Source organism: Wenzhouxiangella psychrophila, from assembly GCF_042310375.1.
Lineage (GTDB): Bacteria > Pseudomonadota > Gammaproteobacteria > Xanthomonadales > Wenzhouxiangellaceae > Wenzhouxiangella.
This window is the reverse complement of sequence record NZ_JBHJMQ010000004.1, coordinates 79,202-105,011: the sequence shown is the minus strand read 5'-3', so window position 1 is coordinate 105,011 and position 25,810 is coordinate 79,202. Positions and strand designations below refer to the sequence as shown.

29 protein-coding genes are annotated in these 25,810 nt (G+C 63.5%); 15 read left to right on the top strand and 14 right to left on the bottom strand.

Annotated elements, in window-relative coordinates; genetic code table 11:
* The first annotated feature begins 2 nt into the window (after positions 1 to 2).
* The 8 genes from sdhA to fghA all read left to right on the top strand — a co-directional run bounded on the left by sdhA (position 3) and on the right by fghA (position 6,360).
* Entirely contained in the window at positions 3 to 1,793 is a 1,791-nt protein-coding gene (gene sdhA, locus ACDC66_RS07090) for a succinate dehydrogenase flavoprotein subunit (RefSeq protein ID WP_376695993.1), read from the top strand.
* On the top strand, positions 1,793 to 2,578 hold the full coding sequence (locus ACDC66_RS07085) for a succinate dehydrogenase iron-sulfur subunit (RefSeq protein ID WP_376695992.1): 786 nt from the start codon (positions 1,793 to 1,795) through the stop codon (positions 2,576 to 2,578). The genes sdhA and ACDC66_RS07085 overlap by 1 nt, the downstream gene beginning before the upstream one ends.
* A 15-nt stretch (positions 2,579 to 2,593) precedes the next feature.
* Positions 2,594 to 2,854, top strand: coding sequence for an FAD assembly factor SdhE (locus tag ACDC66_RS07080; RefSeq protein WP_376695991.1), 261 nt, complete (start codon positions 2,594 to 2,596; stop codon positions 2,852 to 2,854).
* Positions 2,855 to 2,861: 7 nt separating this feature from the next.
* On the top strand, positions 2,862 to 3,251 hold the full coding sequence (locus ACDC66_RS07075; protein WP_376695990.1) for a YgfX family protein: 390 nt from the start codon (positions 2,862 to 2,864) through the stop codon (positions 3,249 to 3,251).
* Positions 3,248 to 3,949, top strand: coding sequence for a monofunctional biosynthetic peptidoglycan transglycosylase (gene mtgA / locus ACDC66_RS07070; RefSeq protein ID WP_376695989.1), 702 nt, complete (start codon positions 3,248 to 3,250; stop codon positions 3,947 to 3,949). The genes ACDC66_RS07075 and mtgA overlap by 4 nt, the downstream gene beginning before the upstream one ends.
* Positions 3,946 to 4,305, top strand: coding sequence for a cupin domain-containing protein (locus ACDC66_RS07065; protein WP_376695988.1), 360 nt, complete (start codon positions 3,946 to 3,948; stop codon positions 4,303 to 4,305). The genes mtgA and ACDC66_RS07065 overlap by 4 nt, the downstream gene beginning before the upstream one ends.
* A 79-nt stretch (positions 4,306 to 4,384) precedes the next feature.
* Positions 4,385 to 5,494, top strand: coding sequence for an S-(hydroxymethyl)glutathione dehydrogenase/class III alcohol dehydrogenase (locus tag ACDC66_RS07060; RefSeq protein WP_376695987.1), 1,110 nt, complete (start codon positions 4,385 to 4,387; stop codon positions 5,492 to 5,494).
* Positions 5,495 to 5,511: 17 nt separating this feature from the next.
* Positions 5,512 to 6,360: an S-formylglutathione hydrolase gene (gene fghA / locus ACDC66_RS07055; RefSeq protein WP_376695986.1), complete on the top strand. Its 849-nt coding sequence runs from the start codon at positions 5,512 to 5,514 to the stop codon at positions 6,358 to 6,360.
* A 48-nt stretch (positions 6,361 to 6,408) separates the two neighbouring features.
* Here the strand turns inward: fghA and acs are convergent, their stop codons facing one another.
* A complete protein-coding gene (gene acs / locus ACDC66_RS07050; protein WP_376695985.1) occupies positions 6,409 to 8,370 on the bottom strand; it encodes an acetate--CoA ligase in 1,962 nt (653 codons plus the stop codon).
* A 137-nt stretch (positions 8,371 to 8,507) separates the two neighbouring features.
* On the opposite strand from acs, the gene ACDC66_RS07045 reads away from it, so the two are divergent.
* Positions 8,508 to 9,296 (top strand): hypothetical protein, encoded by a 789-nt coding sequence (locus tag ACDC66_RS07045; protein ID WP_376695984.1) that lies wholly within the window; start codon positions 8,508 to 8,510, stop codon positions 9,294 to 9,296.
* A gap of 3 nt (positions 9,297 to 9,299) precedes the next feature.
* On the opposite strand, the gene ACDC66_RS07040 is transcribed toward ACDC66_RS07045, so the two are convergent.
* From ACDC66_RS07040 to ACDC66_RS07030, 3 genes are all read right to left on the bottom strand, one after another.
* Positions 9,300 to 9,938 carry an HAD hydrolase-like protein gene (locus ACDC66_RS07040; RefSeq protein WP_376695983.1) on the bottom strand — a complete coding sequence of 213 codons (639 nt, stop codon included), beginning with the start codon at positions 9,936 to 9,938 and terminating at the stop codon, positions 9,300 to 9,302.
* Between the two features lie 4 nt (positions 9,939 to 9,942).
* On the bottom strand, positions 9,943 to 10,377 hold the full coding sequence (locus ACDC66_RS07035) for a YccF domain-containing protein (protein ID WP_376695982.1): 435 nt from the start codon (positions 10,375 to 10,377) through the stop codon (positions 9,943 to 9,945).
* Between the two features lie 80 nt (positions 10,378 to 10,457).
* A complete protein-coding gene (locus ACDC66_RS07030; RefSeq protein ID WP_376695981.1) occupies positions 10,458 to 12,041 on the bottom strand; it encodes a tetratricopeptide repeat-containing sulfotransferase family protein in 1,584 nt (527 codons plus the stop codon).
* A 233-nt stretch (positions 12,042 to 12,274) separates the two neighbouring features.
* Here ACDC66_RS07030 and ACDC66_RS07025 point away from each other — a divergent pair, with 233 nt between their 5' ends.
* Both ACDC66_RS07025 and ACDC66_RS07020 read left to right on the top strand, forming a co-directional pair.
* Positions 12,275 to 12,466: a CsbD family protein gene (locus ACDC66_RS07025; protein ID WP_376695980.1), complete on the top strand. Its 192-nt coding sequence runs from the start codon at positions 12,275 to 12,277 to the stop codon at positions 12,464 to 12,466.
* An 8-nt stretch (positions 12,467 to 12,474) separates the two neighbouring features.
* Positions 12,475 to 12,681 (top strand): hypothetical protein, encoded by a 207-nt coding sequence (locus tag ACDC66_RS07020; protein ID WP_376695979.1) that lies wholly within the window; start codon positions 12,475 to 12,477, stop codon positions 12,679 to 12,681.
* Between the two features lie 118 nt (positions 12,682 to 12,799).
* On the opposite strand, the gene ACDC66_RS07015 is transcribed toward ACDC66_RS07020, so the two are convergent.
* The 8 genes from ACDC66_RS07015 to ACDC66_RS06980 all read right to left on the bottom strand — a co-directional run bounded on the left by ACDC66_RS07015 (position 12,800) and on the right by ACDC66_RS06980 (position 21,438).
* Complete coding sequence (locus ACDC66_RS07015) at positions 12,800 to 15,307, bottom strand: Mur ligase family protein (protein WP_376695978.1); 2,508 nt, start codon at positions 15,305 to 15,307, stop codon at positions 12,800 to 12,802.
* Positions 15,304 to 16,062 (bottom strand): class I SAM-dependent methyltransferase, encoded by a 759-nt coding sequence (locus ACDC66_RS07010; RefSeq protein ID WP_376695977.1) that lies wholly within the window; start codon positions 16,060 to 16,062, stop codon positions 15,304 to 15,306. The genes ACDC66_RS07015 and ACDC66_RS07010 overlap by 4 nt, the downstream gene beginning before the upstream one ends.
* Positions 16,063 to 16,142: 80 nt before the next feature.
* Positions 16,143 to 16,793 carry a DUF6064 family protein gene (locus ACDC66_RS07005; RefSeq protein WP_376695976.1) on the bottom strand — a complete coding sequence of 217 codons (651 nt, stop codon included), beginning with the start codon at positions 16,791 to 16,793 and terminating at the stop codon, positions 16,143 to 16,145.
* 7 nt (positions 16,794 to 16,800) lie between these two features.
* Positions 16,801 to 17,730 carry an aldo/keto reductase gene (locus ACDC66_RS07000; RefSeq protein WP_376695975.1) on the bottom strand — a complete coding sequence of 310 codons (930 nt, stop codon included), beginning with the start codon at positions 17,728 to 17,730 and terminating at the stop codon, positions 16,801 to 16,803.
* A 2-nt stretch (positions 17,731 to 17,732) separates the two neighbouring features.
* The gene (locus ACDC66_RS06995) at positions 17,733 to 18,134 is read right to left on the bottom strand and encodes a hypothetical protein (RefSeq protein ID WP_376695974.1); all 402 of its coding nucleotides are present in this window, start codon (positions 18,132 to 18,134) and stop codon (positions 17,733 to 17,735) included.
* 16 nt (positions 18,135 to 18,150) lie between these two features.
* On the bottom strand, positions 18,151 to 20,139 hold the full coding sequence (locus ACDC66_RS06990) for a vWA domain-containing protein (protein ID WP_376695973.1): 1,989 nt from the start codon (positions 20,137 to 20,139) through the stop codon (positions 18,151 to 18,153).
* 165 nt (positions 20,140 to 20,304) lie between these two features.
* Entirely contained in the window at positions 20,305 to 20,979 is a 675-nt protein-coding gene (locus ACDC66_RS06985) for an RES domain-containing protein (RefSeq protein WP_376695972.1), read from the bottom strand.
* A 15-nt stretch (positions 20,980 to 20,994) separates the two neighbouring features.
* Positions 20,995 to 21,438, bottom strand: coding sequence for a hypothetical protein (locus ACDC66_RS06980; protein ID WP_376695971.1), 444 nt, complete (start codon positions 21,436 to 21,438; stop codon positions 20,995 to 20,997).
* Positions 21,439 to 21,601: 163 nt separating this feature from the next.
* Between ACDC66_RS06980 and ACDC66_RS06975 the strand changes: the two genes are divergently transcribed.
* The 4 genes from ACDC66_RS06975 to ACDC66_RS06960 all read left to right on the top strand — a co-directional run bounded on the left by ACDC66_RS06975 (position 21,602) and on the right by ACDC66_RS06960 (position 22,964).
* Positions 21,602 to 21,871 carry a hypothetical protein gene (locus ACDC66_RS06975; RefSeq protein WP_376695970.1) on the top strand — a complete coding sequence of 90 codons (270 nt, stop codon included), beginning with the start codon at positions 21,602 to 21,604 and terminating at the stop codon, positions 21,869 to 21,871.
* On the top strand, positions 21,868 to 22,335 hold the full coding sequence (locus ACDC66_RS06970; protein ID WP_376695969.1) for a type II toxin-antitoxin system VapC family toxin: 468 nt from the start codon (positions 21,868 to 21,870) through the stop codon (positions 22,333 to 22,335). The genes ACDC66_RS06975 and ACDC66_RS06970 overlap by 4 nt, the downstream gene beginning before the upstream one ends.
* A 97-nt stretch (positions 22,336 to 22,432) precedes the next feature.
* Positions 22,433 to 22,780 carry a TAXI family TRAP transporter solute-binding subunit gene (locus ACDC66_RS06965; protein WP_376695968.1) on the top strand — a complete coding sequence of 116 codons (348 nt, stop codon included), beginning with the start codon at positions 22,433 to 22,435 and terminating at the stop codon, positions 22,778 to 22,780.
* 25 nt (positions 22,781 to 22,805) lie between these two features.
* Positions 22,806 to 22,964: a hypothetical protein gene (locus tag ACDC66_RS06960; protein WP_376695967.1), complete on the top strand. Its 159-nt coding sequence runs from the start codon at positions 22,806 to 22,808 to the stop codon at positions 22,962 to 22,964.
* A 90-nt stretch (positions 22,965 to 23,054) separates the two neighbouring features.
* Here the strand turns inward: ACDC66_RS06960 and ACDC66_RS06955 are convergent, their stop codons facing one another.
* Positions 23,055 to 24,263 (bottom strand): MFS transporter, encoded by a 1,209-nt coding sequence (locus ACDC66_RS06955; protein ID WP_376695966.1) that lies wholly within the window; start codon positions 24,261 to 24,263, stop codon positions 23,055 to 23,057.
* A 45-nt stretch (positions 24,264 to 24,308) separates the two neighbouring features.
* The gene (locus ACDC66_RS06950) at positions 24,309 to 25,715 is read right to left on the bottom strand and encodes a pyridoxal phosphate-dependent decarboxylase family protein (RefSeq protein WP_376695965.1); all 1,407 of its coding nucleotides are present in this window, start codon (positions 25,713 to 25,715) and stop codon (positions 24,309 to 24,311) included.
* Positions 25,716 to 25,810 lie beyond the last annotated feature (95 nt).

Sequence of the window (25,810 nt, the reverse complement as noted above, 5' to 3'; positions counted from 1 at the left end):
ACTTGAGCAACGCTTACGACATCACCCGGCACGAATACGATGTGCTGGTCATTGGCGCGGGCGGCGCCGGCCTGCGCGCTACCATGGGGCTGGCCGCGACCGGGCTGAACACTGCTTGCATCACCAAGGTCTTTCCGACCCGCTCGCATACGGTAGCCGCCCAGGGCGGCATGAGTGCCGCACTGAGCAACATGGGCGAGGACGACTGGCGCTGGCACATGTACGACACGGTCAAGGGGTCGGACTGGCTCGGCGACCAGGACGCCATCGAATACATGTGTAAGAACGCCATGCAGGCCGTGGTCGAGCTGGAGCACTTCGGCGTGCCGTTCTCGCGCACGGAAGAGGGCAAGATATACCAGCGGCCCTTCGGCGGCATGACCACGCATTATGGCGAGGGCACCGCCCAACGCACCTGTGCGGCCGCGGACCGTACCGGTCACGCCATCCTGCATACCCTCTACCAGCAGTCGCTCAAGCACGACGCCCAGTTCTTCATCGAGTATTTCGCCATCGACCTGCTGATGGACGACGACGGCGCCTGCCGTGGCGTGCTCGCCTGGGACCTGACTACGGGCACATTGCACGAGTTTCGCGCCCATGCAGTGATTCTGGCTACCGGCGGCTATGGCCGTTCATACTTTTCCTGTACTTCGGCGCACACCTGCACCGGTGACGGCAACGGCATGGTGCTGCGCGCCGGCCTGCCGCTGCAGGACATGGAGTTCGTACAATTCCATCCCACCGGCATCTACGGCGCCGGCTGCCTGATCACCGAGGGCGTGCGCGGGGAGGGCGGCTACCTGACCAATTCCGAGGGTGAGCGCTTCATGGAGCGTTACGCGCCCAATGCCAAGGACCTGGCCTCGCGTGACGTGGTTTCACGCTCGATGACCATCGAGATTCGCGAGGGCCGCGGCGTGGGTCCGAACAAGGATCACATCCACCTCAACCTGCAGCACCTGGGCGCCGATGTCATCAACGAGCGCCTGCCGGGCATTGCCGAGTCGGCCCGGATCTTCTCCGGCGTCGACGTCACCAGGGATCCCATCCCGGTGCTGCCGACGGTGCACTACAACATGGGCGGCATTCCGACCAACCACCACGGCGAGGTCGTCACGCTCGCCGACGGCAATCCCGACAGCGTCGTACCGGGCCTGTACTCCATCGGTGAGGCGGCCTGTGTTTCGGTTCACGGCGCCAATCGGCTGGGCTCCAATTCCCTGCTGGACCTGATCGTCTTCGGCCGGGCCGTGGCGATCCGCTGCGGTGAGACCATCGAGCCCGGCCAGTCGCACAAGCCGCTGCCGGAAGGCACGGTCAACAAGGTGCTCGACGAGTTCGATCGCCTGCGTCATGCCGACGGGGACCTGCCCACGGCCGAGATTCGCGGCGAGATGCAGCAGGTCATGCAGAACAACGCCGCGGTCTTTCGAACCGGCGAAACGCTGGGAGAGGGCCGCGAGAAGATCGCCGACGTGGCGGGCAAGTTCGACCGGATCAAGGTCAGCGATCGTTCGCTGGTGTGGAATTCCGACCTGGTCGAGACCCTCGAGCTCAGGAATCTGCTCGGCAACGCGGTGACCACCATGATGGCGGCCGAAAACCGCACCGAGAGTCGCGGCGCGCACGCCCGGGAAGACCACGGCGATCGCGACGACGAGAACTGGATGAAGCACACACTGATCTGGATGGACGAGGCCGGCAAGACGAAGATTGATTACCGGCCGGTGCACATGCACACGCTGACCGAAGAGTGTGATGTCATCCCTCCGAAGGCACGGACATACTAATGGCAGAGTTCAGACTTCCCAAGAATTCACGCATCAAAAAGGGCAAGCACTATCCGGCACCGGAAGGGGCGAAGAACGTCAAGACCTTCCGCATCTATCGCTGGGAGCCCGACAGCGGCGAGAATCCGCGCATCGATTCGTTCGACATCGACCTCGATGACTGCGGGCCGATGGTGCTCGACGCCGTCGTCAAGATCAAGAACGAGATCGATCCAACGCTGACCTTTCGTCGCTCCTGCCGCGAGGGCATCTGCGGTTCCTGCGCCTTCAACATCGACGGTACCAATACGCTGGCCTGCACCAAGGGAATCGACGAGGTCAAGGGTGATGTCAAGATCTACCCGCTACCGCACATGCCGGTGGTCAAGGACCTCGTTCCCGACCTCACGCACTTTTATGCCCAGTACGCCTCGATCCGGCCGTGGCTGCGCACGCAAAGCCCGGCGCCGCCGGACAAGGAACGCCTGCAGTCGCCCGAGGACCGCAAACACATCGACGGGCTGTACGAATGCATCCTGTGCGCGTGCTGCTCGACCGCCTGTCCGAGCTACTGGTGGAGCGGCGAGCGTTACCTGGGGCCGGCCATCCTGCTGCAGGCCTATCGCTGGCTGGTGGATTCGCGCGACGAAGCCACGGGTGAGCGCCTCGACGATCTCGAGGATCCGTTCCGCCTGTATCGGTGCCACACCATCATGAATTGCACCAAGACCTGCCCCAAGGGCCTGAATCCGGCCAAGGCCATCGCCGAAATCAAGAAAATGATGCTCGCACGCCGCGGGTTATAGCGTCTCCGATACGCAATGAATCCGAAACAGCCCCCATCGCGACTGCGCTGGCGTTGTCGGCGCGGGATGCAGGAGCTCGATGTAATGCTCGGCGGCTGGCTCGATGATTGTTGGAGCGGGGCCGATGAGCATCTTCGCGAGGACTTCGACCGGCTGCTGGAGATCGAGGATGATCGGCTCTGGGACTGGCTGCTGGGTCGCTCGCGACCCGAACCCGGCCTGGAAGACATCGTCGAGGCAATCCGTGCGCGCCACTTCGGACCATCAAAGCAGTGAATGGCCGGTGGGTCCATCACCCGGGATGGCCCTGGTGCTGTCCGGGCTGACCTTGCTCGGCCTGGTCGCGGCTTTCGCCAACGGGCTGCCGCTTGTCGTCCAGCTGCCGATTGCGCTCCTGGTCATTGGCCTGGGCAGCCGGAGTATCTTGCGCCTGCTTTGGCCTGATGCCACGGGCCTGGCCATCGACGGTGAAAGCATCCACCTTCGCGGCCGCTCAGGTACGCGATCCACGGGCAAGCTTGACGGCACGCCGTTCGTCTCGCCGGTCTATGTCGGGATTCGCTGGCGTAACGAAAGGCGATTGCCCCGCGCACTCTGCGTGTTCCGCGGGCAGCTGAGCGAGCCGGATTTCCGCAAACTCTGCGCGGTGCTGCGGCAGCAGGGTGAGCGGTGAAGCTCTTCCTGCGTTCCTGCCTGAAGTGGATATGGCGCCTGGGGTTGCTCGTCCTGCTTCTCCTGATCGGCCTGACCCTGCCGCTGCGATGGATCGATCCGACAACATCGGCCTACATGACCCTCGACGCCTGGCAAAACGATCGATCCGTCCGCCAGGAATGGGTACCCTACCGGCGGATCTCCGACCACCTCAAGCTCGCAGTCATTGCGGCCGAAGACCAGAAGTTTCCCCAACATTTCGGATTCGACATCGACCAGATCCGCCAGGCCGTCGATACGCGGCTCGACGGCGGTCGGCTGCGCGGCGCCAGCACCATCACGCAGCAGCTGGCGCGCAATCTCTATCTCTGGCCCGGGCGCGACTGGGTTCGCAAGGGCCTGGAAGCAACGCTGACCCTGCCGCTGGAGTTGTTCGTGCCCAAGCATCGCCTGCTCGAAATCTATCTCAACATCGCCGAATTCGACGACGGTGTCTACGGTGCGGGGGCGGCGTCGCTCCATTATTTCGGCAAGCCGGCTTCGGCCCTGACCCGAGGAGAAGCCGCCTTGCTCGCCGCGCTGTTGCCCGCGCCAAAGCGCTTCGATGCCGACCGCCCCGATGATTTCCTTCTCGAGCGCCAACGCTGGATCCTGGCGCAGATGGACAATCTCGGCCACAACTGGGTGCCGCAGCCGAAGGAGGGGCACGCGCCGTGACGATTCGACGCGCCAGGGATCGATCCGAGTACTGGTTCGAGGAAGGCTGCTGGATCACCGAGCTGAGCAACCAGCTCGATGATCCGGATCTGTCCGTTGCCCGGGCCCGCGTGGCACCGGGGGATACCACCCGCTGGCACGCGCTCGAGGGCATCACGGAGCGCTATGTGATCCTGGCCGGGCAAGGGCGCGTTGAACTCGATCGCGAAGGGCCGGAACCGGTAACGGTCGGCGATGTGGTGATCATCGAGCCGGGACGGGCCCAGCGCATCGAGAACGACGGCGACCAGGACCTGGTGTTCCTGGCCCTGTGCACGCCCCGTTTCAGGCCGGAATGCTACCGCGATCTGGAGTGAGCGGCAGGCAGGTCGCGAGACTTGTCGATGTGCGGATGTTCTAATAGCTCTTCAAGCAGAACATAGGGAGAAGTACGCCATGAAATCGATAGCCGCCGTCGCCCGCCAAGCCGGGAAACCCCTCGAAGTGCTCGAGATCGATGTCGCCGGGCCGCGCGCCGGCGAGGTGCTCGTCGAGATCGTGGCGACCAGCGTCTGTCATACCGATGCCTATACGCTTTCGGGCGCCGATCCGGAAGGACTCTTCCCCTCGGTGCTCGGCCACGAGGGCGCCGGTATCGTGCGCGAAGTGGGTGAGGGCGTGACCAGCGTGTCCGAGGGCGACCACGTCATTCCCCTCTATACGGCCGAGTGCGGCAAGTGCAAGTTCTGCACCTCGGGCAAGACCAATCTCTGCCAGGCCGTTCGTGCCACACAGGGGAAGGGTCTCATGCCCGACGGTAGTTCGCGTTTTTCGGTCGACGGCAAGCCCCTGCATCACTACATGGGTACCTCGACCTTCAGTCGTTATACCGTCGTGCCGGAGGTATCGCTGGCGAAGGTGTCGAAGGAAGCGCCGCTGGACAAGATCTGCCTGCTCGGCTGCGGTGTGACCACCGGCATCGGGGCGGTACTCAACACCGCCCGGGTCGAAGCCGGCTCGACGGTGGCCGTGTTCGGCCTCGGCGCCATCGGCCTGGCCGTGATCCAGGGCGCGGTGATGGCCGGCGCCGAAAGAATCATCGCGATCGACATCAACCCCGACAAGTTCGAGCTGGCGCGCCAGTTCGGCGCCACGGACTTCGTCAATCCCCGGGATCATTCCGAATCGATCCAGGAAGTGATCGTCGACATGACCGACGGTGGCGTGGACTATTCATTCGAGTGCATCGGCAATGTCAACGTCATGCGTTCGGCGCTCGAATGCTGCCACAAGGGTTGGGGCGAGTCGGTCATCATCGGCGTGGCCGGCGCAGGCGAGGAGATCTCGACCCGGCCGTTCCAGCTCGTGACCGGTCGCGTATGGCGCGGCTCCGCTTTCGGCGGCGTCAAGGGCCGCAGCGAGTTGCCGGACTACGTGCAGCGCTACATGGACGGCGAGATCAGGATTGACGAGTTCATCACCCATGACATGCCCTTCGAGAAGATCAACGAAGCCTTCGAATTGCTGCATGCCGGCAAGAGCATTCGCACCGTCTTACACTATTGAAACCGGAGGCAGTTGATATGACCGACGGGATCGAACAGGTTTCGGCCAATTGCAGTTTCGGCGGCTGGCATCGACGCTTTCGCCATCGCTCGGATTGTCTCGATTGCGACATGGTTTTCGCCGTCTACCTTCCGCCAGCCGCGGAATCCGGGCCAGTGCCGGTGCTGTGGTGGCTATCGGGCCTGACCTGCACCGACGAGAATTTCATGCAGAAGGCCGGTGCGCACCGTATGGCTGCGGAGCTCGGCCTGGCCATCGTCTGTCCGGACACCAGCCCGCGCAACATCGACCTGCCGGGAGAGGACGACAGCTACGATTTCGGATCGGGAGCGGGTTTCTACCTCAACGCCACACGCTCGCCCTGGAACCGCCACTACCGCATGTACGACTACGTCACCGACGAGCTGCCGCAGGTCATCGTCGCGAACCTCCCGGTCGACGAGCGCCAGTCGATCTGCGGTCATTCCATGGGCGGTCACGGTGCCCTGGTCTGCGCGCTGCGCAATCCGGGCCGCTACCGGACGGTTTCCGCCTTCGCGCCGATCTGCAACCCGACCCGCTGCGACTGGGGCCGGAAGGCCTTTTCCGGCTACCTGGGCGACGATCGCAAGGCCTGGCGGGAGTGGGACGCCTGCGAGTTGATCCGACAGTCAGGCTACGCAGGCCCAATCCTGGTCGACCAGGGCGGCGACGACAATTTCCTGCAAGACGGCCAGCTTCGCCCCGCGGAACTGGAAGCCGCCTGCGTGGAGAAGGGCGTCGACCTCGAACTGCGCACGCAGCCCGGTTACGACCATTCCTATTTCTTCATCGCCAGCTTCATCGACGATCACCTGCGCCGTCATGCCGCCGCGCTGATCGACTGAACCTTTCCGGGTGCTCCCGTGCAGGCCGCGTGCGCATTCGTTCGCGCATCAGACCTGCCGTCGGTTCTCGATCAGATGCTCGACCACGTCCGGATCGGCCAGGGTCGAGGTATCACCCAGCTGGTCGTGCTCGTTGGCGGCGATCTTTCTCAGGATTCGGCGCATGATCTTGCCCGAGCGGGTCTTCGGCAGGCCCGGGGCCCACTGCAGGTGGTCGATCGTGGCAATGGGGCCGATCTCCTCGCGTACCCACTGGACCAGCTCTTTCGCCAGTTCATCGTCGCCTTCGCGTCCGGCCATCAAGGTGACGTAGGCGTAGACGCCCTGGCCCTTGATGTCGTGCGGAAATCCGACGACGGCGGCCTCGGCCACAGCCTTGTGCGCCACCAGGGCGGACTCGACTTCGGCCGTGCCCAGGCGGTGGCCCGAGACGTTGATCACGTCGTCGACGCGTCCGGTAATCCAGTAGTAGCCGTCTTCGTCGCGCTTGGCGCCGTCGCCGGTGAAATAGCGTCCCGGGTAGGCCGAGAAATAGGTTTCGCCGAAGCGCTTGTGATCGCCGTAGACGGTACGCATCTGGCCGGGCCAGCTGCCGGTGAGCACGAGATTGCCAGAGGCCGCGCCTTCGAGTTCGTTGCCGTCGGAATCGAGCAGTGCGGGCTTGATGCCGGGCAGGGGTTTTGTGGCCGAGCCCGGCTTGAGATCCGTCGCGCCGGGCAGGGGGCTGATCAGGATGCCGCCGGTCTCGGTCTGCCACCAGGTGTCGGCGATCGGGCAGCGACCGTCACCGACGACCTTGTAGTACCACTCCCAGGCCTCGGGATTGATCGGCTCGCCGACGGTGCCGAGAATGCGCAGCGATTCGCGGCTGGTCTTTTTGACCGGTTCGTCGCCGCCGCGCATCAGGGCGCGAATGGCCGTGGGTGCGGTATAGAAAATGCTGACCTGGTGCTTGTCGACCACCTGCCAGAAACGGCTGTTGTCGGGGTAGTTGGGGACGCCCTCGAACATCAGGGTGGTGGCGCCGTTGGCCAGCGGCCCGTAGACGATGTAACTGTGGCCGGTCACCCAGCCGACGTCCGCCGTGCACCAGTAGATTTCCCCGTCCTGATAGTCGAAGACGACTTCGTGCGTCCAGCTGGCCCAGGCCAGGTAGCCACCGGAGGTATGGAGTACGCCCTTGGGCTTGCCGGTCGAGCCGGAGGTATAGAGGATGAACAGCGGATCCTCGGCGCTCATCTCCTCGGGCTCGCAATTGGCGTCGACGTGTTCGAGTTTGTCGTGGAGCCAGTGGTCGCGCCTGTCGTTCCAATCGATTTCGTTGCCCGTGTTGCGGACGACTAGCACCGACTCGACGCGCTCGGCGGCGGCGTCATTGGACAGGGCACGGTCAACGTTCTTCTTCAGCGGTGTTGCCTTGCCGCCGCGCACGCCCTCGTCGGCGGTGATCACGCACTTCGAGTCGCAGTCGATGATGCGCCCGGCCAGAGCATCGGGCGAAAAGCCGCCAAACACCACCGAGTGGATCGCGCCGATGCGCGCGCAGGCCAGCATGGCCACGGCAGCATCGGGAATCATCGGCATGTAGAGCGTGACGCGGTCGCCCTTGCCGACGCCCAGGCGCTTGAGCACGTTGGCGAAACGGCAGACGCGATCATGCAACTGCCGGTAGGTGATCTTTTCGTCCTTGTCGGGGTCGTCGCTTTCCCACAGGATGGCAACCTGGTCGCCGCGGGTATCAAGATGGCGATCGACGCAGTTGGCGCAGACATTGAGCGTGCCATCGTCATACCAACGGATGTGCAGGTCGTCGAGGTCGAAATTGACATCCTTGATGCGCGAATAGGGTTTGATCCAGTCGAGTCTCTGGCCGATCCGGTTCCAGAACCCATCCTCGTTGTCGCGCGCCTCCCGTGTGAGCTCCTCGAACCGATTGCGGTCGACATGGGCGGACCGCGCGATCTCGTCGGGAACAGGGTAAATCTGCGGCTGTGGATGGTGCTCTGACATGCGTGCCTCTCCTCTTCGCAAATACTTTGGAATTTATTGTATTTCAGTGTCTCCGAAGCTCGCGGACTTGTAAAGCAGGGTACCGTTGCGCCGTTAAAATGAAGTACGGTGATGACCTATTGCAAGGAGATGAATCAATGACGAACCGGATGTTGCGTTTGATGGCACTGCTGTTGCCGCTGGCATCGGGCGCGGTCGCAGCGGAGGGTCAATACCTGCGGGTTTCCCTGGCACTGGAGGACAGTCAGAGCGCGACATTCCTCGACCAGCGCTGCCAGCCCAGTTCGCCGCGGGTAGCGTATTTCGGCTGTATTGATGGTGATGACGGGCGACCGATCGGTGCCCGCGGTGATTTCGGTTCGGCCCTCGGTGCTGAACTGGCCTGGGGCATGCATCTGGGCGAGTATTGGCGTGCCGAATTCATGCTCGGCACGATGACCGGCTTCGATTTCGAAGGCAACGCCAACTTTCTCGATGCCGGCAGCCTTGAACCCGTATCCGGTGACGTGGAGCACTGGCGTGCCGGCGTCCGCGGCTACCTCGATGTCGCCTCGGCTGCGTCGATCGACCTGGGTCGCTTCGAGCCCTACATCGGACTCGGAGCCTATCTGGCCCGCAACGAGATCGAGACCATGAATTATCGATTCCCGGAACTGGCCAGCCAACCGGCGATCACGCGTGTGCCGGGCGACGACTGGACCGGATTCGGCTGGTCGGTCAGCGTAGGAACCGCTTTCGAATTGAATGAGCGCCATCTTCTGGACTTGTCGCTGGGCTGGCACGAGCACGGCAAACTGCATACCGCAGCCGGGGAGATCGACGTGATCCGCAACGGGGAATCGGTCGCCCGGGTACCGGTGGGCCGAACCCGGGCCGATCTGGAAAGCTGGGGCGTGATGCTCGGTTGGCGCTGGCGCCTGGATTGATCGCTAGTGGCCCACTAGTCTAGCCAGATCCTGCGGCTCGCACAGTAGTCTTGCCGCACCCGCCTCGAGCAATTCGTCGCGCGAACCATAGCCCCAGGTAACCCCGACGGGATGAATACGATTGGCTCGCGCCCCGATCATGTCGTGGCGCCGGTCGCCGACCATCAGCGTTGCCTCGGGCTTCAGGGCAAGGCAATCGGTGATGTAGGCAAGCAGATCGGCCTTGTCGCTTCGGGTCCCGTCGAGGTCGCTTCCGAAGACGTCTTCCAGGTTCCGATCGAGTCCGAAATGATCGACGATGCGGCGTGCATAGACGGTTGGCTTCGATGTGGCCACGAACAGGCGTGCGCCACGCTGGCGCAATGTATCCATTGCTTCGGCGATGCCAGGGTAGGGGACATTCTCGTACAGACCGACTTCCCCGAAACGTCCCCGGTAGAGTTCGACGGCCCGATGGGCCAACGCCTCGTCCCCTCCGAGCAGTTCCACGAAACTTGCGTGCAGCGGCGGGCCGATGCAGCCGAGCAGCTCATCCTGCCCGGGCACCGGACGATCAAGTCGCTCCAGTGCGTGCTGGATGCAACGGGTAATACCCTCGCGCGGGTCGGTCAGTGTGCCGTCGAGATCGAGTAGCAGGTTCATGCGATCAGTCGGGGCGCGCGCGCCGCGTGGCGTCGGCAACCTCCGAAATCACAACGGACTTGCCGATCGGGAAAAGGGCGATGCCGGCCAGCTTGACGTGCTGGATACCGAAAGGAATGCCGATAATGGTGATGAACAGTGCCAGCGCCCAGAACAGGTGGCCGATGGCCAGCCAGATGCCGGCGAACACGAACCAGATCACGTTGCCGATGACACCCAGGCAGCCCGTGCCGATATCCTTCCTGCCTGTCAGCTGATCGCGATCGATGGCCTCCCGACCGAAAGGCCAGAACATGAATTTTCCGAGCACGAAACAGGCACGGCCCCAGGGAATGCCGATGATGCTGATGAAGGCGATCAGCCCGTAGAACCACCAGGCCAGCCCCATGAAGAAGCCGCCCAGCACGAACCAGATGATATTGCCCAAAAGACGAAGCATGCTTGGCCCACTCGTCGGGATGTTTAAAAGCTTTCGAATTCTACACCGCCGGGCCAGACAAACGCTGTGTTTGTAGCAGTCTAGGTGGTTGGACCAATTCCGCCCTCGGCAAGCGTGCGTCGCAGCAGCTCGAGTTGCTCGGCCACCGCTCGCCATTTGCCGACGGAACTGGTGTAGATCGGCCGTCGGACCTGGTGGGCACTCGCAGTGGTGACCGCGCCTTCTCGCTGATGGAAGGCCAGCAGGTCTTCTCGCCATTCCAGCCCGCAGTGTTCGACAAAGGCCCTGGCGTTGCGCCCAGGTTCTTCCACAAGATCCTCGTAGCGTACCGGCAACAACACATGTTGGGGCAGGGCGCTCTTGAGTGCTTCTGTCAGGCGCTGATGGGCGATCAGGTAGCGGCCGATCCGTTCGAGGTCGTAGGAGAAATGATAGCCGCGGTTGAAAAGGGTGCGGAACAGGGCATAACCGGTATCCATCGGATCGCGTTCGGTCAGGATGAACCGCGCGTTGGGCATTACCCGATGAATCAGGGGCGCCCAAAGGACGTTGCGCGGCATCTTGTCGACAAAGTGAGCAGTCCGGCCGGTGCGCGGGCGGGTGCCATCGATGTAAGCCCTTCCAAGCGCGCCGGCATCCAGTAGATCGGGGCTCTCGGCCAGGCGCCGATAGACCTCGGCCGGCGCTCGGCCGCCGATGAGCCGCTGTGCTTCGAAGCGGAACGTGTACAGCTCACCGGCCGCAAAGACTTCCGGATGCGCGCCCAGAATGCGCTCGATCAGCGTCGATCCGGTGCGGGGCAGCCCGATGACGAAGACCGGCTCGGCGCTGTCGTAGCCGGCCGCATCCGAGCTTGGAGAAAGGTTGTTTTCCAGCGCGGCCATGGCCGCCTCGATGTCGGCCTGGCTGGCTTCGAGATCGTCGGGTACGTGCTGCCGCATCAGCTCCGCGCCATGCCGGTAGGCGGCAAACGCCTCGGCGGTCTGGCCGAGATCGTCGCGCTCCTTGCCCAGCGCATAGGCGATGTGGCTGGCCGCCGGCCAGGACGGACCGGCCGCCAGCCGTGCCTGGAGATCGTCCACGTGATTGCTCTTATCGGTCTGGCGCCGCAGGATACTTCGGCTGTGCAGCGCTTGATAATCGTCCGGGTCGCGCTCGATGATGCGGTCGAACAGGGCTTCGGCCTCGTCGTTGTTGCCGAAAAAGCGTAGCGAGGTCGCCAGGTTGAACATGGCCGTGGTGTTCTCCGGCTCCCGGTCGTGGGCCTCGCGAAAGAGCGTTAACGCCCGCTCCTGATCGCCGAGGCGACTGAATACATTGCCGAGCGTGTCGAGGGTGATGAAGTCCTGCGGGCCGAGCGCCATTGCGTCTTCAGCCATGGCCCGGGCTTCCCGTTCCTCGCCGGCAAAGACCAGGCACTTGGCGTAGTGGCTGACGATATCCGGTGATTCGGGCGCAAGACGCAGGGCCGCGGCGGCTTCATCACGCGCGCGGTCGGCACGACCGCAACGCAGCCAGACTTCGCTGAAGGCCGCCCGGCCCGGCGCATACTCGGGAAACCGGGCTACTAGGCGTTCCGCGGCGGGACCGGCATGGCGGATATCGCCGCGCTCGAGGAACGCAAGCACCTGGTCGCGCAATGCTTGTTCGGGGCGCATGGCCATGGATAGAGAGTCGGGCTGAAACCTGGGCTACAGGATACTTTGCCGGCGGTCCGGCGCGGCGATCACTGAAGCGGCGTTAGTTTGCCACAGGCGCCGTGGTCAGTCTCACAACGGCGGCGCTACCGGTTTTCAGGGGAGGTGCCGGGCGGCTCCCTCCCCCTGAACCTTGTGGACAGCGCGAGCATCCGGGTCTACAGTGGAACCTGGCGGAAAGCAGATTGTCAGGGTTGCTTATGGAAAAGCATCAGGCAAAAGGCAAGTTGAAAGGCTTATCTGCCGGCACCAAGAAGGAATGGGGGAAGCTGACCGACGACGAAGTCCGTCAGGCTGAGGGCAACTTCGACAAACTGGTTGCTCGCATTCAGGAAAAGTACGGTGAAAGCCGCGAGGCGATCGCCGCCAAGCTCAACAAACTGAAGGAGTGAGCATCATCATGAGAAAACTCATCAATAGCAAACTGTCCAATATCTTTTTCGCCCTGTTGCTGGCCCTGTCGGTCGGCGTACTGGCTGGCTGCGAAGACCAGGGCCCAGCCGAAGAAGCGGGTGAGAATATCGACGAAGCCATGGAAGAAGCCGGCGACGAGATGGAAGACGCCGCCGATGAGGTCGAGGACGAAGTCGACAACGGCAACGGTTGATCAAAGGTATTTCCTGTAACAAGTGAAAGACCATGAATCCCGGCCCTTGCGCCGGGATTCGTATTTTCGGCCCCAAGGCGGAGCTTCCCCGCCGGCGACTGCAGCTCTTCGAATCAATCTAGGGTGAATCACCCTGACGTGTGCGCCATTCGAAAAGATAATTCCAGATTTGGCGCTTGCTCATCTTGCCAGCGATAACGACGACCAGGTCTCCGGGGCGGGCCAGTTCGAGGGTGTGTGCAATAGAATCCATTTCCTCGTCGCGCACGATAATCGAATCGGCGGCAACTCCGGCGTCCTGTAGTCCTTCCCTGAGCAGCCGGGGCACCTCTTCGAGTTCACGATGATATTTCAACGTGAAGGGTTTGCAGACATAGAGATCGAAGGCACCGGCGGCCGCCCGGCCAAGTTTGCGAATGAAGTCGTCTGAATTGCCGGCCGAGCACGAGAAATTGAGGATGCGCCGACCTTTGGTAGGTGTGCGTGCGGCGAACTCCGCCAGATGGAGAATACCGTCCGGGTTGTGTGCATAGTCCATGATCAGGGTGAACGGCAAACCGTCGACGAAATTCAGGCGCCCGTGCTGGCTTTCGAAATCGATCCCCAGGCCTTCGAGCCCCCGGGCCATCGCTTGCGAATCCGCGCCTGCAAAGTGCGCCAGGACAATGGCCGCCAGGGCATTGGCAACGTTGTGCCGGGCTCGCCCCTGGAAGCATACGGGAATATCGGCAACAGGGGCGACGGTGATACGGCCGGAGGCCGTATGGAGGGTCAGCCATTCCACGCCGTCGATGTCTTCGGCCGTGGCCGCGGCCTCGCAATCCGGTGTCCGGGCGAGCAGGCGCTCGCCTGTATCGTTCAGGGAGAACAAACCGATTCGGCGATTGTTTAGTGAACCGGTCATATCCAGGCAGCGTGGATCATCGGCATTGAGTATGACCGCTTGCTCCGCGCAGTCGACAATTCCCCGCTTGACCACGGCCATCTCTTCGAGATCTCGAATACCGAGATGGTCGTTGAGATGATCCTCACTCACATTCAGGCACGCCGCTGCAACGCTGCGATCGTAGCCCTGGCCCGTACTGACCGCGCCGCCGCGGGTCGACTCGAGCACGGCAATCCGGGTGCCGGGGTGGTCGATCACGGTCAGGTGGCCGGGCAGGTAACCGTGTTCCTTGCTGGACAAGGATTCACCATCCACATCACTGCCGTCAGAGCAAGCCAGTCCGACGCCACTTTCAAACTGACGAAGTATCGAGGCCAGCAGGCGGGTGGTGGTGGTCTTGCCGTTGGTACCCGTCACGGCAAACACCGGAATGCGCGCCCTGGCGGGATCGGGGTAGAGCCAATCGACGAAGCGTTCGGCCAGCTCTGCCAATTCCGCGCTGTCGGCATCAAATAAATCCTCCAGCCTCGGCGCCAGATCGATATCGACTACGGCGCCGCCGCTTTCGGCCAGCGGCAAGTTCAGGCCAGGCGCCACGAATCGAACCACGGCCAGACCGACGTCGAGCTCACGTACCGTGGCCTCGCAATGTTCCAGCAGCGTGCCGTCGATTTCATCCAGCCCAAGTCGACTCCGTTCACCGTTGCGGTCGATGCTTATGATCTCCGGGCCGGCCCGCCCGCCGGCCACGGGCAGGAACCAGCGGTCCCCCTGGATATGCGGCTCGACCAGTATTTCCTTGTCGCGGTCGAGCAACGACTCGGCAGCACGAAGAACGGCGTCTTCACCTTCCAGTGGCGCAGAGGCGGTGGGCTCCGGGGCGGAGCCGGATCGGAGCGCGCGCAGGACGACCGGCCGGCCAATACGGCGAGCCGCCCGCACCGCTCGAACGGCGCTGGTACACCAGCGGGCTTCGGGATGGGCGCCAGCGAGTGGCACTTCAAGCGCCTTCAGCTTGTCGAATCGCTTGCGCCGGTCCCGTATCAGGGGGTACGCCGCCTCGCAACGGCTGACGCAGAACGTGCCGTCGACGGTATGTTGTCGCCAGCCCTGGCCCAGCCTGAGCAGGCCGTGAGGACGCAAGCGGAAATCACCCTCGATCGGATCGCAGGGTGGCCGGTCGAGTCGCTGGCAGGGAATGTCGCGCGAGCGTGCCGCTGTGTCGATGGCATGAGCATCGGCCGGCATCCGACGGTGTGAATGGTCCCGGCACAGCTGCTCGATGCGGCCGGGCAATTCTTTGTGGAACTCCTCCCGCGCCGCTTCATCAGGATCCAGAAGCACGTTGAGCCACATTTCAATCAGTTCGCAAACGTCGAACGCCGTTTCGGCATGGTCGTACTCGAACCAGGCTCTTGCTTGCCGGCTCGGGCCGCCCGCGGCCACCCCGTGCCGGCCAATCCGGTGTCCGATTCTGCGCTGCAGGGTGATGCAGGCGCTGGCAAACACCCAGGCAAGTCGCTCTTCGGGCCGCGCGTTCGGATCGGATTCGCGGGCCTTGGTAGGCTGAACTGAATCCTGTTCGCCAATCCTCAATTGTACGATGCGTTCCAGCTCGTGATCCCGGCCGGCAGACATCGCGTCGAGTTCATGTTCGTCGCATTCCAGCACGACCTTGCAGATCGGCACATCGGCATGACGGTGGTAGCCGGCCAGCAGAAAGTGACGAATCGATTTCATGCCGGTCGAGTCCCCCTGGCCATGAGGAGCTGCCAGTTCATGACCACGCCCGCGGCACCCTCGTCGCGCACGCCAAGGATATTACTGGCGGCATCACGCAGCGTTGCATCGTCGGCAAGGTCGATTCCAAACAGATCGCGAACGAATGCGAGCATTTCATTCTCGTCTTCAAAGCGCCAGCCAATATCGCAGTAATCAAGCCGAATCGATACCAGCCCCGCTCGTGAAAGAAGCCCGACCACCGACTCGTCGAAGAATTCACCGCGGTGCCCAGCGCTGTTGTGCCGGTGTACGAAATCGTTCAGGAATGTATCGGGCGGGCTGCCGCGAGCCACGTCGGCCATCGCGAATCGGCCGCCCGGGCGTAGCAGCCGGAACAACTCCTCAAACACGGCGGGCAGATCGGGCTCGTGATGCAAGCCCGCCAGGCTGACCACGGCGTCGGCGCAACCGTCGGGCAGGGGAATCCGGGCCAGGCCGCTGAATACTTTCGTCCTATGCTTGCCCTCTGGGCAGCGTTCGAAGAATGATCGGACCGGCTCGACGGCAATGTAATCGACCCCGGGATTCAATGCCCGAGCCAGGTAACCGCCGCCGGCCGGCGCGTCGATCAGCGTTTCACCGGCACGGATATCGATGGCGTCCGGCAACAAGGCAAGTTCGTCCCTGCGGGCGCGCGGACAACGCCGCATGGCGGCATGATATCGCTCGCCCCGCAGATCGAAGATGTCCTGATAGCTGTCGGATGAGTGCATGCTGGTGAAGCGTTCGGCGCGGCGGATTCGAAATCAGCGCGCATCATAACCAATCAACCAGGATCCAATCGCGTGGATCATCATTTGTCTGGTCGTGGGAAAAAGGCACCGATGATCAGGAACGCTCCGGAAACGACGGCAACAGCCAGCGGCAATGGCGCCCAGGCTGCTTCGAGCGGGATGAGCGTCAGCGTCGTGATCAGGCACCAAATGGAGGGGATCAGTATCGCCAGCCCGGCGATGACGCCTCGCAGGGACACCAGCAGAACGCCGAGCGTTGCGATGGCTGTGGGATCCGGGTGCAGTCCGCAGGTTTCGAAGGTGATGAGCGGGTAGGCGAGCAGGGCGCCGATGCCGATTGCCGCACCGAACCAGCGCCTGACCGGCCCTGAGTGGCCGGGTTCCCGGGGCGTTGCATTGAATGCGGGGATAGCCGTCAACAAAGCAGCCTGGACAATGAAACCCCAGCCGAACCAGTGAGCGGCCCAATTCAGTTCGGCGTAGTAGTTGAAGTGAAATATCACACCGCTGCCCAGCCAGGCCGGGGCGAGCAGGGCCAGGGCGACGCGCGTGTTGCCGCGAAGTGCCAGGACCAGGGCAGCGACGCCAAGCACGACAGTCAGGACGTGTAACGGCCAGAAAGCCTCGTTGACGCGCTCGATCAGGCGCCAGTAGATCTCCGGGGAAAAGGGAATGAAGTCTTCCAGGCGATAGCTCTGCCAGTCGCTCATCGCGCGGCTACAGGGACTCTACATGACGGATCATCCGCTCGCGTACCTTCTGCGACGGCATGGGCTCGTGTCCGGCGCGCATGTTCTCGATGACGTGCTCGACCTTCGTGGTGGCCGGAATGGCACAGGTCAGCGCCGGGTGGCTGACGATGAACTTCAAAAGGAAATCGGCCCAGTTGCGGCAATCGAATTCCTCGGCGGCCCATTGGGGCACTTCATGCCGGCCCTGGATGCCCTTGATCAGGCTGCCGCCGTCGTAAGGACGATTGGCGATCACGGCGATGCCTTTCTCTTTCGCCAGCGGCAATAGCCGTTCTTCGACCTCGCGGTGGGTGATGTTGTAGGTCAATTGCACGAAGTCGATGTCGTGCTCGCGCATGACTCGCTCGCACTCGTCGTGCCGGCGGCCGTGCGAAGTGGTGATGCCGACATGAGTGATCTCGCCGTCTGCCTTCATCTGCTGAAGCACTTCCAGGTGGTCGGGCCAGTCGCTCAGGTTGTGGATCTGTATCAGGTCGAACTTTTCGATGCCCCAGCGCTTTGCCAGCTCGGCGACCTGCTCGCGCGTACTGCCGCCGGCCGGGCTCCACACCTTCTCGGCCGCGTACAGCGAGTCGGGCTTGCCCAGCTTGTCCAGCGCATGGCCCATCACGTCCGGCGCCGAACCGTACATCGGCGAGGAATCAACCAGGCCGCCGCCGTGCTCGAAGAAGGCGCGAACAACCTCGGTGCGTGCGTCGAGCAATTCCGGGTCGCTGCCGACGTTGAAGGTCTGCCAGGTGCCCAGGCCGACGGCTGGCAGCTGACCACCGCCGGGGAGGGGCTTGTATAGTAGACCGCCCGAGCTGGCGAAGGACACGTACGGCGCCAGCCAGGCCCCGGCGATGCCGGCGCCGATCAGTTTCAGGGCAGTTCGGCGTGAGTGGCCCTGGCTCATGATCACCTCTTGCGAAAGCGTTCAGGTGTGCAGACCACCGTAGCAAGAATGAGTGCGAAGGCCGTGAGGACGAACACCTTGTTGATGAACCAGTTGGTGCGCCAGATCGTCCAGTCCGGATCGCCCAGGAACCCGGCGAACAGCGTCAAGATGATCGCGATCTCGACGACCGACATGCCGGCCGCCAGCCAGCGCGTGTACCGGGGTTGCGCCAGCAGCGCCCAGCCCAGCCAGACATGCGCGATCGGCCACAGATCCCAGAATACGTGCGTATGCCAGGTCGCATTGTTGGCCAGCGCAAAGGCGACCGGAAAGACGTACTTGATGAACACCGACCAGGCGGCCAGCACGAACATCAGGTGGGCCAGAAAGACGATCCAGTCTGACCGGGCTCCTTTGTTCATGAAGCTCAGCCTGCGCTCATTGATCGCCGGCTTCAACGGTTATGGGCCGGCGCGCCACAATGGTGCGGTCCTGGCGCAGGATGTAGCGAATCTCGTAGTCGCCGGCCTCCGAGGGCATCTCGAGCTCCAGCGGCGAGCCCTGGTTGGTGTAGGCGAAGTTGATGTGGTCGCCGGAATCGGCGCCGGGCCGCGCGATAACGATGTAGTCGCGCCGGTAGTCCGGCCCTTGCCATTCGACCGCCAGATTCTCGCCGGCAACGGCGGTTTCGGGCGCCGACAAGCTGGCCTCCACCGGCTCGACGGTGATGGGGCGTCGCGCCAGGACGATACGATCCTGTCGCTGGATATAGCGGATCTCGTAGCCCCCGGCTTCCGGCGGCATCTGAAGCTCGAGCGGTGAGCCGTCCTTGGTGTAAGCGAAATTGATGTGCTTGCCGGAGTCATCGTCGGGCCGCGTGATCGCGATGTAGTCGCGCCGGTAGTCCGGGCCCTGCCATTCGACCGTGATGTTCTCCCCGGCGGCAGCGGTGTCGGGCGCGGAAAGGGTGGCTTCGACCGGTTCGACGGTGATGGACTGCCGCGCCAGGATGGTACGGTCCTGTCGCTGGATATAGCGGATCTCGTAGTCGCCGGCTTCCGGCGGCATCTGAAGCTCGAGCGGCGAGCCGTCGTCGGTGTAGGTGAAGTTGATGTGCTTGCCGGAGTCATCGTCGGGCCGCGTGATCGCGATGTAGTCGCGCCGGTAGTCCGGGCCCTGCCATTCGACCGTGACGTTCTCCCCGGCGGCAGCGGTGTCGGGCGCGGAAAGGGTGGCTTCGACCGGTTCGACGGTGATGGACTGCCGCGCCAGGATGGTGCGGTCCTGTCGCTGGATATAGCGAATCTCGTAATCACCGGCTTCTGCCGGCATCTTCAGCTCGAGCGGCGAGCCGTCGTCGGTGTAGGTGAAGTTGATGTGCTTGCCGGAGTCATCGTCGGGCCGCGTGATCGCGATGTAGTCGCGCCGGTAGTCCGGGCCCTGCCATTCGACCGTGATGTTCTCCCCGGCGGCAGCGGTGTCGGGCGCGGAGAGGGTGGCTTCGACCGGTTCGACGGTGATGGTTTCACGCGCCAGGATCTGCCGGCCCTGGCGTCTTATATAGCGAAGCTCGTATTCGCCTTCTTCCGGCGGCAGGGTCAGTTCCAGCGGCGAGCCTTCCTCGGTGTAGGTGAAGTTGATGTGCCGGTTGGCCGATTTGTCCTTGTACGCGACCGCAATATAGTCGCGCTCTTCGTCGGGGCCGCTCCACTCGACCTCGACCGAGCCGCCGGCCAGCCCGGTTCCCGGCGCGGTCAGGCTCGCTTCGGCGGGTTCGGGCTCGGGCTGGCTGACAGCCTCGAGCGCGTCGGAAAGCTCACCCGCGTCAGCCGCGCTGAAGAAACGCCCGCCGGTATTCTCCGCCAGGCACCGCAGCTGGGCCTGGTCCTCGGTATCCTCGACATCGAAGCCGACCACGTGGGCGGTGAAATCAATGCCGAGTTCCTCCAGACGCCGGCCCACTTCGCAGGGGTCGCGATCGCAGGTCTCGCGCCCGTCGGAAATCAGGATTACGGAAGCCTTCTCCTCCTCGTATTTCAGCGCCTCGGCAGCCGCAACCACGGCATCGGAAAGCGGCGTCTTGCCGCGCGGGTTCAGGTTGGCCACGGCCTCGCGGATGGCGTCGCGCGTGTCCTGGCCGGGCGGCACCAGCAGCTCGATATCGGCGCAGTTGCCTTTTTCACGGTGACCATAGGCGCTCAGCCCCAGAGACCGCTCCGGCGGCATGGAATCGAGCAGGTCGTCGATGACCGCACGTGCGATCGCGATCTTCGGCTCGCCCTCGATCTGCCCCCACATCGAGCCGGAGGCGTCGAGCACGAGGATGGACTTTTCCGCCTGTCCCTGTTCCGCCAGGGCGGTCAGGGGCAGTAACGTTGTCAACAAAAAGACGGCAACCGCCCGACGGACATGATTTTCCCTGTTCACGATGCCTCTCCTTCCTGGAAACCTGTTGCAGACTGACACCATCTGAACGCACGAAACGCCCGAATCATGCCACCGGTGGATATCAGTACCGTCGCGTGGCCAGAACATCAAGTAGCCATTGCGCTACTCCATCTGCCCGAGCAGGCTGACGGTATCCGCGACCCATCAATCAAAGCCCTCCGGCCGGGACCAGGGCAGTTGGCCGGGCTCGCGAACTTTCACGCCGTAACGGCCAAGCCTGGCTTCCAGTTTCCTGTTGTGGTCGAGTCGCTTTCCGCTCCAGCGCCAACGGCCGGCGTGGCTGGGTGGGTGGGCGCCGGCGTGGTCGAACAGCCCGACCGCACGCAGCTGTCCGGAAGGATCATGACAGACGCCGGAATACAGCGCCCACCAGCCGTCACGGCGCATTGCCTGCGCCCAGGCGCGTGAAAGTGCGCGGTCGCGGCCCGCCCACAGTTCTGCGGTAATACCGAATTGTCCGGCAACGTGGCGCGAGGTTAGCATTGCCGCCACAGGCGCGGCGGCGGGTACGTTGACCTGGGCCAGGCTGCGCACCGTCAGTTCCTCGCGCGGCAGATTGGTCAGTCGCATCTGAAGTGCTTCGAGCAGCGCGGCTTCCGGCCGCGTGCCGAAGTAGCAGGTACCCATCGGTTCCGGAAGATCGAACCGGCCACCCTCGCTTGCGTCGAGGTCGGCGCTGGCAAACCACCAGGGCCTGGACCGCCTCGTTCCATCGGGCAGCACGTGCCGCCAGACGCGATGGAGGACCGTCCCGGAAAGGGCGTGTCTGGGCAGTCCCGCGAGGCTGCCGGCCTTCTGCGGCGGGTGATGCAACGGCATCTCGAGCCGGCGTATTCAGTGCCGCAACGCCGCGGCGGTCCGGCGCGCCAATGCAATGACCCACTCGCTGTCACCGCCACGCAAGGCGGCCAGCGGCGTGCGGTCGTCGAGTTCCGGTGCCGGGGAGGTCAGCCAGGAAGCCGTCGTCCAGGGACTGGCGACCGCCGGTTCGAGTGTGCGGATGACTTCGCGAATACCGGCAAGCTGCCTGCGGCCCTCGAACTGGAAAACCGGGTATCCGAGGTCGCCGTTGCGCAGCTCCAGCCGCAACAAGCCGCGGTCGGCCGAAACAGCCTGTTTGGATTTGCCCAGAAGCCGCGCCACATCACTCTGTCGATAGACCGGACCGAGCTGCTCGGCCCAGGCCGTGTCATCCGCCTCCTGACGCAGCAGCGCCTCGATCTGATATCGAGTCTCGGGCGATGCTTCGCGGATCAGGCGTTGCAGGGAAGCATTCATTGGTGATCCGTACCGTAAACCTGTGCATAGGATAGCACCTTGACGAAATTGACAAGACATGCGTCGGGAAAGTGAGGCTGCACTCAACTCGTCCGTCCCCGGTTTCGCCGGCAGTGCAGGGCGATGCGTTGATGCTAAAGGGTGAGATGCTATGATGACACTTATGAGAACGACACTGACTCTGGACGATTCCCTGGCCGCCGAACTGAAACGGCGGGCATACGAGAGCAACCGCCCCTTCAAGGAGGTGGTCAACGAGGCCATCCGGGCTGGGCTGGAGCAGGGTGGCGAGTCGCCGGCGAGCCGACCCTACCGGATGCCCGTCGCGGGGCTGGGCGCCCCCCGGCCCGGTGTCGATCTGGACAAGGCGCTGGCGGTCGCCGGCACGCTGGAGGACGACGAGCTCTTGCGCAAAATGGAACAGCGCAAGTGATCCTGCCTGACGCCAATCTCCTGATCTACGCGGTCAATCGCGATGCCCCGCATCATCAGGCCGCGCGCACATGGCTGGAACAGGTGCTCTCGGGTACAACTGGCGTGGGCCTGCCATGGCTGGTACTGATCGCATTCATCCGCTTGACGACCAACCCCCGCATCTTCGAGTCACCGCTCTCCCCTGAAGCGGCCCTCGATATCGTCTCTGGCTGGCTCGAACAACCCTGTGTCGTGCCGGTCGGTCCGGGCGATCGCCACTGGCTCATCTTCTCGCGCCTGCTTCGGCGCGACGGCACGGCCGGCAACCTGACCAACGATGCTCACCTGGCTGCCCTGGCTATCGAATACGACGCCACGCTGTACTCGGCCGACAACGATTTCCGCCGCTTCGAAGGACTCGACTACGTCAACCCGCTTGCTCCCGGCAACCTTCAGGAAACGCGCGAGGTGTATTCGAGCTGAGCCCGCCCATTTCCAGAGCGTTCGCGTGGATGGGAGGGCTTCCGTGGCGAAGGCAACCGCGATCAGCCACTCCCTTCGCTGACCGTACAATGCGGGCATGCAACGTCGATTCGTTATGCTGCTGATCCTCGTGGTCACCGGAGCGCTGATCGCGGCTGCCCTGACCGGGCGGGGTGATGCCGAGCGCGCCGATTCGCGCACTTATATCCTGGCCACCGCCACGACCGGCGGAACGTTCTACCCGGTCGGTGTCGCCATCGCTACGCTTACCAAGCAGGTGCTGGCCGAGCCTCACGGCGTGGCGCTGGCGGCGATCAGCAGCGCGGGGTCGCAGGAAAACCTGCGGCTGATGCGCTCGGGCGAGGCACAGTTCGCCATTCTCCAGGGGCTCTACGGCGCCTGGGCCTGGAACGGAAGCGGCCGGCTCTCCGACGAGCAGCCTTAATGTTCGCCTATTCCGCAACAGTCGATTGCTGGCCGTCCTGGCGTCCTTGGAGGTGCTCGAAGAGTGGTTTCCGGATGTCGATGAAGATCTGGACGAACTGGCTGAGCCCGAAGTATATAGCGTCGAGAACTGGCTGGCCGGCGCCCGAGCCGCCGGCCGCACCCTCAGATCGAGGCCCAGTTGAGCCTCAAGGCATTCGCAATCACCGATATTGAACTGAAACTCACGGCGGTCGCAGCGATCATCATCTTTCGACCCACTTGTCAGATACTGCTCAGTAGCGAATTCGTTGATAAAGCGCCAGCAGCAGCAGGGCGTTCAGGGTGGTGATCGTGATGATCGGCGCGATGGCCGTCCAGCCGGTTCCGCCGTCGATGATGCCGCCGACCACGAAGGGCCCGCTGCCGCCGCCGATCAGCGTCGAGAATCCGTTGTAGACACCGCTGCCGGCGGCCACGTGCTGCTGCGGCAGTACTCGCTGGACGAGGGCGAACTCCGAGGCGCTCCAGGCAGCGATCAGCAGCACGGCGACCGAGAACAGCGCCACCGTGACCCAGATGCCCGGAGAAAGCAGTGCCAGCCAGATGGCGCCGCCGGCCAGGAAGTAGCACAGCCCGGCGACCGCCGCACGCGTGTTGGTGCGATCGCCCAGCGTGGCCCAGATGGCGATGCCGAGGATGGAGAAAGCGTAGGGCAGAGCCGTCAGCCAGGTCAGCTGGTGGTAGACCACACCTTCGCGGCCCGACAGGTAGGTCGGCAGCCAGCCGGCAATGCCGAGCGCGACCATATTGTTGAAGATGCCGATCAGTACCAGCAGCACGAACGAGGGTGTCCAGAGTGCCCGGGCCAACGGGGTGGATGCATCGTGCAGTTCGGCTTCTTCTTGCTGCACCGCCCGCTCGATCCAGTCGCGTTCGTCATCGCACACGCGAGGATGATCGGCAGGACGGTCGTGGACGTAACGCAGCACCAGCGGCAGGCTGACGAAAAGCCCGATGATGGCAAGGCAGTAGAACCCCCCGCGCCATCCCAGCCAGTCCATCAGGGGAACTAGGAACAGCGGCGCGGTGAGAAACGCCAGAAACAACCCGGCAATCCAGGTGCCGTTGCCGCGCGAGCGCTCTTCGGGCGGGAACCAGTTGCGGGTGAGCTGGCTCATCAGGGGGAAGTGAATGCCTTCCGACAGCCCGAGCAGCAGACGCGAGGCGAAGAACACCATCAGCAGACCGCTGGCCCAGGCGCCCATGGCGGTAAACAGCGACCACAGTATGATGATGACGATCAGCGAACGCCGGAGACCGAAGCGCGCGCCGATCGGGCTCAGCAGGATATTGCCAAGACCGTAACCGACGTAGAACAGGCTCATCAGCCAGGAGCCGTACTGGCGGGTCTGGGCAGCGGTCCAGCCGAAGTCCTCGGCGATCAGGGGCAGGGCCAGCGAGATATTGAGCCGGTCGTAATAGGCGACCAGCAGCGTCACCATAAGGGTAAGCGCGGTTTTCCATCGAGCCCGGCCGTTCACGAACAGCTACCGGTCCGGCGTGTAGAGGCGATTGATGAATTCGGCCAGGAGATGATCGCGCGTTGCATGAGGCAGGCCGTTGAGCAGGTTGTTGATCTCGTCCATGCGCTCGGGCAGCGTAGTGCCGTCGGTATTTGCCGTCGCACCCAGGTGTTCGAACAGCGCCTCGGCCGGCAGGGCGGCCAGCTGCGGGTCGGCCGAACCGGCCGGCGGCACCGGACCGAGACGCTCGGCTTCGGCCACGGCCGTGCCCAGGTCTTCGATGAAGGCATCGACGTGCGGCAGGTTACCTTGCCCCAGCGAAATGTGCACGTTGGCCGGTGACGGGCCGAAGCCGAACTGCGGTTGAATATACCAGCCGCGTTCACGCATGGTTTGGGCCAGCGTAAAAACGTTGATTGCATCGGAAGCGAAACTGAACAGGTTGCAGTCGGATTGCCCCAGGCAGTAGAGATCGGGCATATCGTTGATGGCGGTCTGAAGGCGCTGCGATGCCCCTTGGCAGTCTGCAACCATGGCCGTATAGCCCTCCCGGCCCAGGAAATTGAGCACTGCCCAGCACGCGGCCAGAGGCCCCGCGCCGCGTGTGGAAAGCATGGTCGGGTTGACCACCGAATAACCGGTCCAGCCCGACCAGGCAAAGATCTGGAAACGGCGGACATCGGCCGAACGATACAGGATGGCCGAGGCTCCCTTGGCGGCATAGCCCCACTTGTGGAAATCCATGGAAAGCTGGGACACACCGGGTACCCGGAAGTCGAACGGCGGAATGTCGTCACCGGCAAACGGCAGATACATACCCCCCATGCAGGCATCGACGTGGAAGAGCAGATCGTGCTTCAGCGCAATGCAACCGATGGATGCGATCGGGTCGATCACGCCATGGGCGTAAGAAGGCGCGGAGGCAACCAGCAGGATGGTGTTGTCGGTCACGGCCCGGGCCATTGCGACGACATCGGCCTGAAACGTCTGCGGGTCGACCGGCACGACGACAGGTTCGATATCGAAGTACCGGCAGGCCTTGAAGAAGGCAGCATGGGCGGTTTCCGGAAGCACCAACTGGGGTCGGCGAATTCGGGGCTGGCGTTCGCGTGCCCGGTCCCGGGCGGTCTTGACCGAAAGCATGATCGATTCGGTGCCGCCGGAGGTGAAATTGCCGACAGTTCCGTCCGGGCCGTTGACCAGGTCGACGGCCATGCCGATGATTTCGCGCTCGAGTTGCAGTGCAGAGGGAAATGCCGTGGGGTCGAGTCCGTTCTCGGTCAGGAACAGGTCGAAAGCATCGTGCACGATTTCCTGCGCGCTCGGTCCGGGGTCGTAGACGTAGGCGAAAACCCGTCCCTGGGCCCAGGGTACGTCGTTTTCCTTGAGCCGATAGAGGGTCTCTATAAGATCGTCGCGAGATCGGCCCATGGCGGGAAATCGAGTGTTTCTGGAAGTCTCGGGCATGGTCGTATCGGGGTAGGTGAAGACATGCGGGGCCGGCGTGCGGCCCCGCTGAAACCGAG